Raw genomic sequence first — 14,164 nt, 5'->3', positions numbered from 1 at the left:
AAAAGTACTACAGAGGCAGGCTATATATGAAATGTTTCAATTACGCATCTATGTAGTTATTTTTACGATACCAGTCCAGAGTATCAGTCAGTGTTTCAGCGACGGGGCGGAACTTGCAGTCCAGCTCCTGCAGGCTTTTGTTGTGGCTGAAATGGGTGCGGCCTTGCTCTTGTTCCATAAGTTTGACGGTGGACGTACTGATGAGCACTGGCTTTTTTGTAATCCGGTAATACCCTTCATACACCAGGGCAATTATTCGCAGCATGAACAGTGGCACTTTACGTTCTGGCGCTTTTACGCCGCTGACACTGGAGAGCGCCTGGAAAATACTTTTCATGTCCATGTGATTGCCGGCTGCCAGGTAGCGTTCTCCGGATCTGCCGCGTGTGATTGCCGCGAGTTGATGCTCCGCCACATCCCTGGCGTCTACAACGGAAAAGCTTCCAGGCAATACGCCGGGCAATTTCTGTCCGACAAAGTCGAGCAGGAACTGTCCTGATGAGGTGGGGCCGATATCCCCGGGGCCAAACATCCAGCCTGGCAATACCATGGCGATGAACATATCGGGGTGCTGCAACAGAAATTCCTGAACTTTTTGCTCAGACAATATTTTACTCAAGTAATAATCGTCAGCCTCCAATTCACTGCGAGACATTGTTTCATCGATCACTTGATCTCTGTTGCCTTTCAAGACGGCAATGGAGGAAGTATGAACTGCACGACGAATGCCGGCGGCATAAGCGGCTTGTAATAGTCGCTCGGTTCCGGTCACGTTGGTGTCATACAGTTTCTGCCAGTGCTTTCCGCCTTTGTAACTATCGCGGAAATAGGCGGCCGTATGAAACAAGGCATCACAGCCTTGCAGCGCATGGCTGAAGGCGTCGACATTGAGCATGTCGCCTTCGACAAATTCGACAGGCAGATTGCCGAACTGCTTCTTGGCTTTTTCTACGGAACGGACCAGCGCTTTTACTTTGATATTTCGCTTTAAAAGCGCATGAACCACATTATTACCGAGCAGGCCTGTAGCGCCTGTAACAAAGGCATATTCCATTAAAATCCAGCTCCTGAGAGGTAACCTGCTACTGCATTGAGGGTGATGTCGCCGGGCTCAATGCTCTGATCAGGCGTTGGTCACACCAACGGCGGCAAGTAAAAACCATTCGGTATCTGAAAATCAAGCGGTATTTCATGATCGCCGCAAGGTCGACGTCCCTGAACCTGACCTAAAACACGGGAATCCAGCGATTTAGAGCGGTGCCGACAGCAGATTTTCACCCGGATCGAGCGGATCAAGGTCATCGCAAGAAATATTCACCACCCGTCGCCTGTCTTCTGGAGGGAGTCAAAAGACAACCTCGCTGACTCAATCGGGCAGGGAGGCACCCATAAAACGGGTTACCAAGGCGCCTGAACGTACTGGAGCCAAGGCCTCTTTATGAGTTGTGAACGCTCGCAATTCCGGCGAAAAATCGTCAGTGCAGCACATCCAGGATCCACCACCCGCTGGTCCAATAGATGGCATTTACATGGCACTCCTTGAAAGTTTAAATGTAAAGTGATTAAGAAGGCCTAGTATAAGATATGATAGTTAAAACAGGTTTTGCACAGTGAGTGGCAAATCTGTTGCATCCAGTTACAAATAGATTTTTTGTTTGGCCAAAGGAGCCGAGGGCGTGATTAAAAAGAGATTAGGTCGAGAAGAAAGTCAGCAAGTAACAAGGGACAAGTTATTCGATACCGCCACTGACCTTATGGTGAGAAAAGGCTTTCACGCTGCCAGTGTCAACGTTATTTCCGAGGAGGCCGGGTTTTCGAAGGGGGCTTTTTTTTCAAACTTTGCAAGTAAGTCAGACTTGCTTCTGCAATTGACTCAGAGATTCAAGAGGGTTGAAATCGATCGGTTGAGTCTTACCCTGACGTCGGGGTATTCATCGGAAGAGCTCACCCATGGATTGAATGCTTATATCGATACGCTTAAAGATAATGCCAGCTGTGCGATTCTTGATGCTGAACTGCAACTGATCGCCTTGCGCGACGAGGAGTTCTCAACGCATTACTACGATCTGCATCAGGAAAATAGCGAGGCTTTAGGCAAGCTGATTACTATTATCTTCAATCACGCCGGCAAGAAGCCTCCTTTGGCGTATGCGACGCTGGCAAAGACCTTCACCGCTCTGTCGGAAGGTTTGATACTGCAAGGGCATAAAGATCCGGCCTCTGAAATAAAGCTGGTGTTGAACTCGCTTATCCAGACAGCAGAGCCTTTATAGAACTCTGCCATCCTTGTGATACATACGGAATTCGCATGTCCGAGGCTCAGACCTCGGGCAGGATGCGAATGGGCCTCCTCTGGTTTCCACCTTGTTGAGCACACCGGTCAGTGTATTTCGCGTCTGCTTAAATTTAGGGGCGCTTGTGCACCTGGATTTTTTGAAGGGCTTCCACACCCTTGCCACTGATATTGCAGCGACAGACGAAGGCTATTCACCTGGTCCATTCCGCACAAGTTCACCAAAACCACTACAACGTGCAGGAAATGTCCGAAGCCCGTGTTTCTGCTGTATCTCGGCAAAGAGCTAAACTCGTTTCAAGCGATCCTCAGCATGTTCGTCTAACCTCCGATGATTGTGCATCGAGAGTCTGCAGATGGAACCCGAATACGCTTTGCACCGCAATACACCCACGCTGGCGGTGGTCGACGCTCGGGGGTTGGCCGTAGCGTCCGTTGCCTATTACCGCAAGACCAGCAGCGATGCGCGGCCTGAGACACGGGTGACGCGTCAGACTTTCGATGTCGCAGGTCGATCGGTGGCGAACCGGGACCCGCGTTTGGGCACGGGCAGCACGCCGATTGCCTCGATGATTCGCGTGCCTGGCTTGTCGGGACAGCCCTTGTTGACCGTCAGCGTCGATGCCGGCTGGCGGTTGGTATTGCAGGATGAAACCGGGCAGGTCCGGCAGAACTGGGACGGGACGGGGAATACAACGCGCTTTGACTATGACTCGATGGGCCGGCCACTGAGTATCGAGCAAGCCCCGCCCAAGACTGCCATGCAGTGCGTGGAGCGTTTTTATTACGGATCGGCTGAATCTGGGGTCAGCGTTCGAAATCAATGCGGTCGGTTGATTCGTCATGTTGACACCGCTGGTGCGCGTGAGGTGCCCGACTACAGCCTGCAAGGGGAACCGCTCACGGAGTCGCGGCGTTTTCTGGCAGAGCTGGATCACCCGGGGTGGCCTGCTGCCGAGAGCCAGCAGGATGCCTTGCTGGAGCAGGGCGCGGACAAAATCTACAGCACCTGTTGGCAGTACGACGCGCTGGGTGGCGTGCTTGCACAGCTTGATGCCGCCGGACATACCCGGCGCTATGCCTACAGTGTTCAAGGGCAATTGCAGAGCACCTGGCTGACGGTTGCCAGCAAGCCGGAGCACTTGTTGGCCAGCGACATGGCCTATAACGCTTTCGGCCAGATCGAGCGCGAGAAGGCCGGCAATGGCGTCATCAGCAGCAGCGTCTACGATCCCGCCGATGGCCGATTGCGGCAGTTGCTCGCGAGTAACGGTGAACGGAGCCTGCAGGACCTGCAGTACGACTATGACCCGGTGGGTAACATCGTCTGCATGACCGATGAATCCCAACCCGTCAGCTGGTTTGCCAATCAACGTGTTGAGCCGATCAATCGCTATGGCTACGACTCGCTCTATCAATTGATCAGCGCCACTGGGTGTGAGGTAGCGTCAGCCGTTAATGGCCCTGCGCTGCCCGAGCTGATCTCACCGCCGGATCCCGCTCGACTACAGCACTACAGCCAGAGCTGGAGTTATGACGCAGGCGGCAATCTGCTCGAACAGCGTCACAGCGGTAAACCCATGCACCGCATGCTCATTGAAGCCGGCAGCAATCGAGGGCTGACCCAGGTCGAAGGCCAAGAGCCCGACTTTGGTGCGAGTTTTGATGACAACGGCAATCTCAAGGTCCTGGCGCCGGGACAAGCGATGCGCTGGACGGCTCGCAATCAACTCAGCGAAGTCCTGTTGGTGACCCGCGCAAACGGCCAACACGACAGCGAGCGTTATCTCTACGACGGTGCTGGTATGCGGGTGCGCAAAGTTCGTCATGCGCGGGCGGCGAGCGTTACCCGAAAAGCCGAGGTGCGGTATTTGCCGGGATTGGAGATTCGTAGCGAAGGGGCGGACAGCCCCGACGAAGTGTTGCATGTGCTTAATGTCCAGGCGGGACGCAGCGGTGTCCGGTTGCTGCATTGGGTGCACGGTCAGCCGGATGAAGTCGAAGAAGATCAGTTGCGCTACAGCCTCGACGACCATTTGGGCAACAGCACACTGGAACTGGATGGTCGTGGCAACCTGATCAGTTATGAGGGGTACTACGCTTATGGTGGTACGGCCTGGTGGATGGGGCGCTCGCAAGTTGAAGCCAAATACAAGTGTGTGCGTTACTCGGGTAAGGAACGGGATGCGACAGGGTTGTATTACTACGGCTTCCGGTATTACGCACCGTGGTTGCAGCGTTGGATTAATCCAGATCCGGCCGGAATTGTTGATGGGTTGAATGTATTTTGTATGGTAGGGAATAATCCGGTGGGTCGTCGGGATGTGATGGGGTTATATAGTGGGGAGGGTGATGTCTACGAGCAGGAGACTGAACAAGATTTCAAGATTATTTCTCGTGGTCGTGCGCAATTTGAAACAAGTCATCTTGAGGCATTCGACCAGGCATTGCTTCTTACTCATAAGGTGCTTGTGGAATCAATTGTTGTTCTTAGTAGTAAAGATGCTCAAGACGAAGCGCTTAGGGATGTGAGTGAAATATATGGACGGATTGCGGTGTCTGCTGAGGATATGGTTAGTGAGTTTAGAAAGATGCGAAGTTTGGTGTCCGATTACTTTAAGAATGGCGCGCTGAGTGATCAAATAGTCTTTGTAAAAGCTAAAGATAAAGATCGAAAGGCTATAGCTTTTGTTCAGCGTCACGATGACAGACGGCGACTTTTTTTGACGCCTTATTTTTTTGCCACTCAAAAAGGGATTATTCCACTGGTTAGGACCATTCTTCATGAGAGCTCGCATATGGTGTCTCATACGGTGGATTTTTATAATCATTTTGAGAAAAGAAATGAACCGGCTTTTTTGTCTGATAAATACAGTGTTCAGGAACTCGATAAAAGTCTTTTGAGAATGGGGCGTTCTCGTACCAAAGATATTTTTGATGTGTCCATGGATATTACAAATGGCGAGATTTCTGACGATCGCTTGCAGTCTGTGTTCGGAAATTCTGATCGGCAGGTGATAGGGTTTGGAGTTCTTAAAGGTGGAGGAGTTAGGGATAAGATGATTTTAAATAATGCGGACACTAAAGCTGTAGTAGCCCTGTATGTAGGTCGACGCGCTTTGCATAATTATGTAACTTCAAAGCAGTCAACCAGCTCTGCTCATTAACTGCTACCGCGCAATTCTCGTGCTATTTGATTGACAGCCAGCCCTTTCCTTGGGCTCGCGTGCCGAGCCCCGTGGGGCAAGCCACTCAGGGCAGCAGCGGCAGATTAAGCGCGGCGCAGCATTCCTCAATCGAACGCTGTTGCGTTTGCGCGTACAACGCCAGTTCATCGATAGTCGACCGCCCCAGGGCTTGTTCAAACGCTTGCCGATTCGAGTGCTCGCCGTAGTGGGTTTGCGCGGCGTCGCCGAGGTTCGACTGGAAGATCCCCGCCGCGCTGACCGGTAGAAAGTCTTCGTACACCAGCGGCACGGCACGGATGTACTCGGCGTCGAGCAGGCCTTGCAACGACACAGACCCGAGTTCGTCGCTATCGGCCGCCAGGCCTTTCTCGGTGACGAAGTAGCGGAAGTAGGCCAGACCTAGTTCGCGCATTTCGCTGTAGCTGTCCGGGAATGCCTTGAAATGCTGTTCCATCAGGCTGTTGTAGCGCGCCGCGTTGGCTTCGTTGGGGAAGTCCTTGAGTTCATCGCGGGCGGCGTTGAGCAGGCGGTCATAGAGTGCGCGACCTTCAGGCGTCAGCGCGGCGCCGCGTTGTTCGATTTCACCGAAGCGGGCGCTGTGGCTGCCGAGAGCCTGCTGCTGATCGGTGAAGGCGATGGGTTCATCCAGCGCTTTGAAACTGGTCTGGCGCAGCAGAATCGGGCACTGGCGGCGCGGTGGACCTTCGATCACCGCTTTGGGGGTGATGCCATGTTCGGGCATTTTTGCCTGCACGATGTCGATGTCCAGCGTGCGCGGCGTCAGGTGATTGATGTGCGGGCCTTTGAAGGCGACCACGTCGGCGATCAACCGATGCTGGGCGCTGAGTTGCTGGTATTGCGCGGCGGTGACGGTGGCGTGGTGGTGCCAGCGGAAGGTTTCCAGTGCCTGTTCGACGAAATCTTCGGCTTGTTGCTCGTTGAGTCCACCGTGTTGTTCGGACTGCTCGATCAGCGCCAGCGCCTGCGCGGTGAAAATCGAACGCTTGGCCAGCACCGATTCGGCAAAGGCGCGCAGCTCGGTATTTTCGATCAGTTCCAGGCGCAGCAGCGAGGTGAAGACCCGGAACGGGCTGACCTGCAATGACGTTTCATGCACGGCGCGGAACGCCGTGGAATGCACCGGCACCCCGGCTGGCGTCAGGTCGTAATAGCCGACCGGTTGCATGCCCATCACCGCGAACAAGCGGCAGAGGGTCGCCAGCTCTTGCGCGGTGCCGACGCGGATCGCACCGTGGCGTTCCAGGTCCAGGCGCTCGATTTCGCCGGTACTGCGTAACTGCCGGGCAATCGCCGGATCGCTGTCGAGCACCTGGGCGTTGGTCTGTGCCACCAGTTCCATCAAGGCGCCGTACAACGGCACTTCTTCGCGGTACATGTCTGACATCGCCCGCGAGAAACGTTGGCGGATCAGGTCTGGGCTGACGACGTTCTGGTTGCTCATAAACACGAATCCCGGCGCAGTGACAGTGGAGTAGGCCGATTCTGTTCGGCACGGGCGGCGCTGACAAACGAAGTTTCTTCTGAACTTCATTCTGCAAATGACTGCTGCGTTCAGCGCAACATCTGATCCACCAGTTCGATCCAGTGCCTGACCTGCGTCCGTCCAGCGCTGGCGATGTGGCTCTGACAACCGATGTTGGCAGTGACGATCAGCTCCGGCCGGCCGCTTTCCAGAGCGTTGAGCTTGTTATCGCGCAGTTGCCGGGCGAGCGCCGGTTGGGTCAATGAGTAAGTCCCGGCCGAGCCGCAACACAGATGGCTGTCGGGCACGCTGGTGAGATTGAATCCCAGTCGGGTCAGTAGTTCTTCGACTGCACCGCCGAGTTTTAGCGCGTGCTGCAAGGTGCACGGGCAGTGGAAGGCGATCCGTCGCTCGGTGGCCGCACACACTCGCTCCAATGGTTCGTTGCGCAGGATCTCCACCAGGTCTTTGCTCATTTCGCTGACCCGTTTGGCTTTGGCCGCGTAGGCCGGATCGGTCTTGAGCAAATGCCCGTAATCCTTGATGAATGCACCGCAGCCGCTGGCGGTTTGCACGATGGCCTCGGCGCCGTTTTCCAGCGCGGGCCACCAGGCGTCGATGTTCTGGCGGGCGCGATTGAGCCCGTGTTCCTGAGCATCGAGGTGATAGTCCAGCGCCCCGCAGCATCCGACCTGGCTAACGGTGCTGACGTTGATCCCCAGTCGATCCAGCACCCGCGCTGCAGCGGCGTTGGTGTTCGGTGACAAACCCGGCTGCACACAGCCTTCGAGCATCAGCACTGTTCGCGAATGCACCGAGGTTGGCCATTCTCCCGCTGGCGGCACGTCGTGCGGCAGTTTGGCTTCGAGGTCGCGTGGCATCAGCGGTCGGAAGGTTGCACCGATTTGCAATAGCGCTTTGAACAGCCCGGGATTCGGTGCCATCGCCAGCAAGCCCTGGCGCAACACGCGCTGACTCACCGAGCGCGGCACCGCCTGATCGACGACGGCGCGGCCGATGTCCAGCAGGTTGTGATAATCGACCCCGGACGGGCAGGTGGTTTCGCAGGCGCGGCACGACAGGCAGCGATCCAGGTGCAATTGGGTCTGGGCGGTGGCGGGGTGGCCTTCGAGGACTTGCTTGATCAGGTAGATGCGCCCACGCGGGCCGTCGAGCTCATCGCCGAGCAACTGATAGGTCGGGCAGGTGGCGTTGCAGAACCCGCAATGCACGCAGGTGCGCAGAATGCTTTCGGCCTCTGCCGCGCGGGGCAGGCGTTTGGCCTGTTCGCTGAGGGTGGTCTGCATGCTTCAGAACTCCGCGTACATCCGGCCAGGGTTGAACAACCCCTGAGGGTCGAGTTGAGCCTTGAGCTGCTGGTGGTAACGCAGCAACGCCGGCACCAACGGCTGGAACGGGCTGTCGCTGACACCGTGGCTGTAGCACGTCGCATGGCCGCCCAGATCAGCGGCCAGCGACTGAATGTTCGGCGCCTCGGATTTCAACCAGCGTTGCGCGCCGGCCCAATCAATCAGTTGTTCGCCGGGCAGCGTCAGCGGGCCGAGGTTGTTGGGCAATGACAGACGCCACAGTGGCAAGCCTTCATCGAAAAATGCCAGTTGTTGTTCATTCAACGCCTCCCAGTATTGAGCGTCCAGCACCTCGCCACCGAGGCGCTGATGGGCGGCGCTGACCGAACCTTCGCCACCCTCCAGCCGCAGGTGCAATTGCTGCCCGTCATGGCTCGCCGCGCTGATGGGCAGCGGTTGCTGGCCCCACTCGGCGAGTTTGCTCAAGGCGTGGGTGTTATCGAGTTCCAGGCTGATGCTCAGGCATTGGCGCGGTTTGGGCAGGACCTTGAGCGAGACTTCGGTGATCACGCCGAGGCAACCGAAGCTGCCGGTCAACAACCGCGACAGGTCATAACCGGCGACGTTTTTCATCACCTCACCGCCAAAACGCAGCGGCTTGCCGTTGCCGGTGATCAGCCGTGTACCGAGGACGAAATCACGCACCGAGCCGGCCCAGGGTCGACGCGGACCTGATAACCCCGAAGCGATCATGCCGCCGACGGTGGCGTTTTCACCGAAGGAGGGCGGTTCACAGGGGAGCATTTGCCCGGCCGCATCCAGCGCTGCCAGTAATTCCCTCAGCGGTGTACCGCAGCGGGCAGTGATGACCAGTTCGGTCGGGTCATAACTGACGATGCCGCGATGGATGCGGGTATCGAGCACTTCGCCAGCGACTTCTCGACCGAGGAAGGCTTTGCTGCTGGCGCCTTGAATGCGCAACGGCGTCGCATTCTCCCGGGCCTGGTTGATCTGCTCCAGTAACTCCGCGTTGGCGTCCCGGTCCTGTTCGGCACGCATCAGAAACGCTCCAGATCGGGGAAGGGCAGTTGCCCGTTATGGACATGCATGGCGCCGAACTCGGCGCAGCGGTGCAGGGTGGGAATGTTCTTGCCGGGATTGAGCAGGCCGTTGGCGTCGAAGGCGACTTTTACCGCGTGGAAAACCGTCAGCTCGTCGCTATTGAACTGCGCGCACATCTGATTGATTTTCTCGCGGCCGACACCATGCTCGCCGGTGATGCTGCCGCCAACCTTGACGCAGAGTTCGAGGATTTTGCCGCCGAGGGCTTCGGTGCGTTCCAGCTCGCCGGGTTGGTTGGCGTCGAACAGGATCAGCGGGTGCATGTTGCCGTCGCCGGCGTGAAACACGTTGGCCACCCGCAAGCCGTATTCACTGGCAAGCTCGGCAATGCCTTTAAGCACAGCCGGTAACTCGCGTCGCGGGATGGTGCCGTCCATGCAGTAATAATCCGGCGACAAGCGCCCGATCGCCGGGAACGCAGCTTTGCGTCCGGCCCAGAACCTCACCCGTTCCGCCTCGTCACGGGCTTGGCGCACTTCACTGGCGCCGGCCTGTTCCAGCACGGCGCGAACCCGCAGGCAATCATCGCGTACATCGGCTTCGACGCCATCGAGCTCACACAGCAGAATCGCCTCGGCGTCCACCGGGTAACCGGCGTGAATGAAGTCTTCGGCGGCGCGCAAGGCCAGGTTGTCCATCATCTCCAGACCCGCAGGGATGATCCCGGCGGCAATGATATCCGCCACGGCGCCTCCGGCTTTTTCCACGGAGTCGAAACTCGCCAGCAGCACCTTGGCCGCCTGTGGTTTGGGCAGCAGTTTGACCGTGACTTCGGTGATGATGCCCAGCAATCCCTCGGAGCCGTTGAACAGCGCCAACAGGTCAAAACCCGCTGAGTCCAGCGCGTCCGAGCCCAAGGTCAGGTGTTCGCCTTCAATCGTCAGCACTTCCAGTTTCAGCACATTGTGGACGGTCAGGCCGTATTTCAGGCAGTGCACGCCACCGGCGTTTTCCGCGACATTACCGCCAATCGAGCAGGCGATCTGCGAGGACGGGTCCGGCGCGTAATACAGGCCAAACGGCGCAGCGGCCTGGGAAATCGCCAGGTTGCGCACCCCCGGCTGAACCCGTGCCGTGCGGGCGGCGGGGTCGATCTGCAAAATCTGGTTGAAGCGCGCCATCACCAACAACACGCCTTTTTCCAACGGCAATGCACCGCCGGACAGCCCGGTGCCCGCGCCACGCGCCACCACCGGCACCTGACGGGCGTGGCAGAGTTTGAGCACGGCCTGAACCTGCTCAAGAGTGCGCGGCAGCAGTACCAGCATCGGCGTGGTTCGATAGGCCGAGAGCCCGTCGCACTCGTAGGGTTTGAGTTCTTCTTCGCGGTAGAGAATGTCCAGTTCCGGCACCTGCTCGCGCAAGTCATTGAGCAAGGCATCCCTGTCGACCGGGGGCAGGGCACCGTCGATGCGTTCGTCGTAGAGGATGTTCATAGCGCTCAGTGACCCCGGAGATCTGTGGCGAGGGGGCAAGCCCTAATGCCGGTAAGTTAAGGGATTTCGGGCTCGGCACATTCCCCGTAGCAGCTGGCGAAGCCTGCGTTCGGCTGCGAAGCAGTCGTAAAATCAGACACCACGTTTTTTCAGGTTAACCATGGAGGCAGGGTTTACGGCCGCTGCGCAGCCGAACGCAGGCTTCGCCAGCTGCTACGGATCGTGTAGCGGCTTAACTTACCGGCATTAGGGCAAGCCCCCTCGCCACAACGTGTTGCGTAATGGCTGGCATCTGACAGCAAACGTCGACGCAGGCCTCTTGTCATTTATAGTCAAATTTTCGACAGTGGGCCTGCCGACAGGGCTATTTCGGGCCGCCGGGCGGTGATGGCTATTTGATCTCGCCCTGATAGACTCCCAACACCCCTGTCTGAGTTACTCGAAGTTTCAGGTCAGTTGTGAAGAGGAGCTTTGTCCCCCTATGCACCAAAATGGAGGAAAGGGACTTTCACTGGCAAGGAGGCTCTACACGTCGCGAACCCTGGGGATGGTCCTGGGTCTGCTCTGCGTGGGCGCGGCGATCATTCCACTCAAGCCACCGCATTGGCTGTTGGCGCTGATGCTGTTCAACGGCCTTGTCTGGCCGCACCTGGCCTATCAGTGGGCGCGCCGCTCGCCGTCGCCTTATCGTGGTGAACACCGCAATATTTTGATCGACGCGTTCATGGGCGGGTTCTGGGTTGCTGCCATGCAGTTCAACCCCTTACCCAGCACTGCCACGTTGTCGATGATGGCGATGAACAACGTCGCCCTCGGTGGCTTGCGTTTTCTGCTTGTCGGTACCGTGGCTCAACTGCTGGGTATGGGGGTTGGGTTACTGCTGTTCTTCCCCATGTTCATCCCGCAGACCAGTCCGGTTCAGCTGTATGCCTGCTTACCGTTGCTGACGCTGTACCCCTTGATGCTGGGCTGGATCTGCTTTCGCCAGGCCCACACGCTGGGCAGACACAAACGCGAACTGCTGGCCCTGAGCCGCACCGACAGCCTGACCGGGCTGTTGAATCACGGCACCTGGAAAGATGCGCTGGACGTCGAGTTCCAGCGTTGTCAGCGCCAGCAACGGGGCGGTGCGATTGCCTTGATCGACATCGACCACTTCAAGATCATCAACGACAGTTACGGCCATGTGGCCGGCGATATCGTGTTGCGTCAGCTGAGCAAAATCCTCAAACAAAACCTGCGTGCGAGTGACGTGGCCGGGAGGTATGGCGGGGATGAGTTCTGCGTGATCCTGCCTGACGTACCTCTGGCCCACGCTGCCCAGGCGATGGACGCTTTGCGTGATCGATTTTCGGGGCTGGGTTACGAGCAAAATCCGGCGTTGAAAGTCAGCCTGAGCATTGGTTTGGCCGCCTTCGACCCGATGCACAGCGAAGCCCTGCAGTGGCTCAACGATGCCGATGAGGCGCTGTATGCCGCCAAGACCACCGGGCGTAACCGGGTGATTTGTCATGCCGATGGGCTGGTGCAGCGGGTGGCGATGGGGGCGGTTTGACTATGCATAAACAAGCGCGGCCCGTCGTAGCAGCTGTCGAGCCTGCGAGGCTGCGTTCGAGGACGAAGTCCTCGCAAATCCTGCATACGCGGTTTACCTGAAAGAGCGCGTTGCCGGATTTTACGACCGCTACGCGGCCGAACGCAGCCTCGCAGGCTCGGCAGCTGCTACGGGGGGATCGGCGGGGCGCACGGTCCTCAAAATCACCCCACAACTTTCCAAGACCTTTCCGACAACGTACCCTGTTGCCGCGTCTCAGCGTCGGGCCCTATAGTTCGAACTCGCGGAAAGAATCCGCGAACGACCTTGGCCGGTCGGACGATGACCACGCTTCAGCGTCAAAAACACCGTTGCAGACGCTTTTTTTGTGTCTGGCAACATTGTGTTATGGCAGCTGTGTGCGGGACACCTTCGGGTGTGCCGGTGTGGTCGTTACCGGTCGGCCAACCCTCGCACAGCCGCCACCTCTCTCGTTTGGCCGCGAATGGTGGACGCTCAACAAAGAGTAAAAACCATGAACGACCAAGTCATGCCTCGCTACCTCCCCGTCGACACCTACGACTCCGCAAACCCCGTGCTCTTCATCAACACCCACAAAGAACTCAGTGACCTGGCTGCGTGCGCCGCGCACCGTTTCACGGTGGTTCGCGACCTGATGGACACCTTGACCAGCCTGTCCCTCAAGGGCATTTCCGATTGCGACCTGACCCGCGTCACCCGTGGTGTGCATTTGCTTACCCGTGAAGGGTGTGCGGTGCTGGAGGTGATTCAGCTGCGGGTGGGACAGTTGGAGGAAGGGTACAAAGCCAAGCCTTAGCGGCTACCGCCAGTCAGTTAAAGTGCGAAACCTGTGGGAGCGAGCTTGCTCGCGAAGAGGCCATCACATGCAACATCAATGTTGACTGGTACACCGTCATCGCGAGCAAGCTCGCTCCCACACGAGACTTGCTTCGTTTTACAGAACGTATTTCCTTCACTGAATGCCATTAGCCCTAGTGGCCCGGTTCTGTAGGAGCTCTTCAGGTTATTGGTGTGCTGATGAACGCCGGCAGCTGTTCGGCGTAGGCGGTGAACGCGCGGATCTTCGGAAACTGCGCATCACTGACCTGATCCGGCACCACCAGATTGCTGAAGCTCCAGGCCACAGCGAGGGTGATGCCGTCCTGCCCGATGGAGCCATCCATCTTCAGTGGCTGCTTGTCCAGTTCCTGCTCCAGCGCCGAATACGCTGCCAGCAACTGCCCGCCAACGCGTTCCAGCCACGGTTCATGCTGTTTCTCGGCCGGCCGCAAAGTGCGCTCGTAATAGATCTGCACCGATTTCTCGCAGGCCGCCAGGGCCAGGCCGATCAACCGCAACGAACGCAGGCGCTGGTCCAGTGGCGCGGGCATCAGGCTTCTGTCCGGTCCGCTCAAGGCTTCCAGGTAGTCGATGATCAAGGTCGAATCCATCAGTACTTCGCCGTTGTCCAGCACCAGCGTCGGAGCCTTGACCACCGGGTTGATCTGCTGGAACTGCGCAAAATGCCGGAACACCGACACCGAGGCGTGTTCGAACGGGATGTCCAGCGACTTCAGGCTAATGGCGACGCGTCTTACATAAGGTGAATCGAGCATTCCGATCAGCTTCATGTACAGCTCCTCTGATAATGGGCAGTGAATAAACGCAGGCAGTGCGCCGAGCAGTCGAATCCGCACGCAAATCCGTAGGAGCTGCCGCAGGCTGCGATCTTTTGGGGCGCCAACGCTTAACTGACAGGCATTAGGCAGTGCGCCGC

10 protein-coding genes are annotated in these 14,164 nt (G+C 57.5%); 4 read left to right on the top strand and 6 right to left on the bottom strand.

Annotated features, from left to right (window positions below):
• Nucleotides 1-40: 40 nt before the first annotated feature.
• On the bottom strand, nt 41-1,054 hold the full coding sequence (locus BK659_RS12720) for an SDR family oxidoreductase (RefSeq protein ID WP_123425414.1): 1,014 nt from the start codon (nt 1,052-1,054) through the stop codon (nt 41-43).
• 622 nt (nt 1,055-1,676) lie between these two features.
• Between BK659_RS12720 and BK659_RS12715 the strand changes: the two genes are divergently transcribed.
• On the top strand, nt 1,677-2,273 hold the full coding sequence (locus BK659_RS12715) for a TetR/AcrR family transcriptional regulator (protein WP_123425413.1): 597 nt from the start codon (nt 1,677-1,679) through the stop codon (nt 2,271-2,273).
• A gap of 376 nt (nt 2,274-2,649) precedes the next feature.
• The gene (locus BK659_RS12710; protein WP_123425412.1) at nt 2,650-5,460 is read left to right on the top strand and encodes an RHS repeat domain-containing protein; all 2,811 of its coding nucleotides are present in this window, start codon (nt 2,650-2,652) and stop codon (nt 5,458-5,460) included.
• 85 nt (nt 5,461-5,545) lie between these two features.
• Here BK659_RS12710 and hglS read toward each other — a convergent pair whose 3' ends face one another.
• From hglS to glcD, 4 genes are all read right to left on the bottom strand, one after another.
• Nucleotides 5,546-6,943 (bottom strand): 2-oxoadipate dioxygenase/decarboxylase HglS, encoded by a 1,398-nt coding sequence (gene hglS, locus BK659_RS12705; RefSeq protein ID WP_185015355.1) that lies wholly within the window; start codon nt 6,941-6,943, stop codon nt 5,546-5,548.
• Nucleotides 6,944-7,053: 110 nt separating this feature from the next.
• Nucleotides 7,054-8,271: a glycolate oxidase subunit GlcF gene (gene glcF / locus BK659_RS12700; protein ID WP_123425410.1), complete on the bottom strand. Its 1,218-nt coding sequence runs from the start codon at nt 8,269-8,271 to the stop codon at nt 7,054-7,056.
• Nucleotides 8,272-8,274: 3 nt separating this feature from the next.
• Nucleotides 8,275-9,333: a glycolate oxidase subunit GlcE gene (gene glcE / locus BK659_RS12695; RefSeq protein WP_123425409.1), complete on the bottom strand. Its 1,059-nt coding sequence runs from the start codon at nt 9,331-9,333 to the stop codon at nt 8,275-8,277.
• Entirely contained in the window at nt 9,333-10,832 is a 1,500-nt protein-coding gene (gene glcD / locus BK659_RS12690) for a glycolate oxidase subunit GlcD (RefSeq protein WP_123425408.1), read from the bottom strand. Before glcD ends, glcE begins: the two co-directional genes overlap by 1 nt.
• A 481-nt stretch (nt 10,833-11,313) precedes the next feature.
• Here glcD and BK659_RS12685 point away from each other — a divergent pair, with 481 nt between their 5' ends.
• Together BK659_RS12685 and BK659_RS12680 are read left to right on the top strand one after the other, a co-directional pair.
• A complete protein-coding gene (locus tag BK659_RS12685; protein ID WP_123425407.1) occupies nt 11,314-12,387 on the top strand; it encodes a diguanylate cyclase in 1,074 nt (357 codons plus the stop codon).
• A 514-nt stretch (nt 12,388-12,901) separates the two neighbouring features.
• Complete coding sequence (locus BK659_RS12680) at nt 12,902-13,204, top strand: hypothetical protein (protein WP_123425406.1); 303 nt, start codon at nt 12,902-12,904, stop codon at nt 13,202-13,204.
• Nucleotides 13,205-13,406: 202 nt separating this feature from the next.
• Here the strand turns inward: BK659_RS12680 and BK659_RS12675 are convergent, their stop codons facing one another.
• Nucleotides 13,407-14,018: a glutathione S-transferase gene (locus tag BK659_RS12675; RefSeq protein ID WP_123425405.1), complete on the bottom strand. Its 612-nt coding sequence runs from the start codon at nt 14,016-14,018 to the stop codon at nt 13,407-13,409.
• Nucleotides 14,019-14,164 lie beyond the last annotated feature (146 nt).

Source organism: Pseudomonas brassicacearum (genome assembly GCF_003732225.1).
Lineage (GTDB): Bacteria > Pseudomonadota > Gammaproteobacteria > Pseudomonadales > Pseudomonadaceae > Aquipseudomonas > Aquipseudomonas brassicacearum_E.
The sequence above is the reverse complement of the archived record's forward strand: the minus strand, read 5'-3'. Positions and strand labels throughout refer to the sequence as shown.

What these genes read in the sequence shown, in the direction of transcription:
- BK659_RS12720 (WP_123425414.1), bottom strand. Translation starts at nt 1,054, where the DNA reads ATGGAATATGCCTTTGTTACAGGCGCTACAGGCCTGCTCGGTAATAAT.
- glcE (WP_123425409.1), bottom strand. Translation starts at nt 9,333, where the DNA reads ATGCGTGCCGAACAGGACCGGGACGCCAACGCGGAGTTACTGGAGCAG.
- glcD (WP_123425408.1), bottom strand. Translation starts at nt 10,832, where the DNA reads ATGAACATCCTCTACGACGAACGCATCGACGGTGCCCTGCCCCCGGTC.
- BK659_RS12710 (WP_123425412.1), top strand. Translation starts at nt 2,650, where the DNA reads ATGGAACCCGAATACGCTTTGCACCGCAATACACCCACGCTGGCGGTG.
- glcF (WP_123425410.1), bottom strand. Translation starts at nt 8,271, where the DNA reads ATGCAGACCACCCTCAGCGAACAGGCCAAACGCCTGCCCCGCGCGGCA.
- BK659_RS12675 (WP_123425405.1), bottom strand. Translation starts at nt 14,018, where the DNA reads ATGAAGCTGATCGGAATGCTCGATTCACCTTATGTAAGACGCGTCGCC.
- hglS (WP_185015355.1), bottom strand. Translation starts at nt 6,943, where the DNA reads ATGAGCAACCAGAACGTCGTCAGCCCAGACCTGATCCGCCAACGTTTC.
- BK659_RS12680 (WP_123425406.1), top strand. Translation starts at nt 12,902, where the DNA reads ATGAACGACCAAGTCATGCCTCGCTACCTCCCCGTCGACACCTACGAC.
- BK659_RS12685 (WP_123425407.1), top strand. Translation starts at nt 11,314, where the DNA reads ATGCACCAAAATGGAGGAAAGGGACTTTCACTGGCAAGGAGGCTCTAC.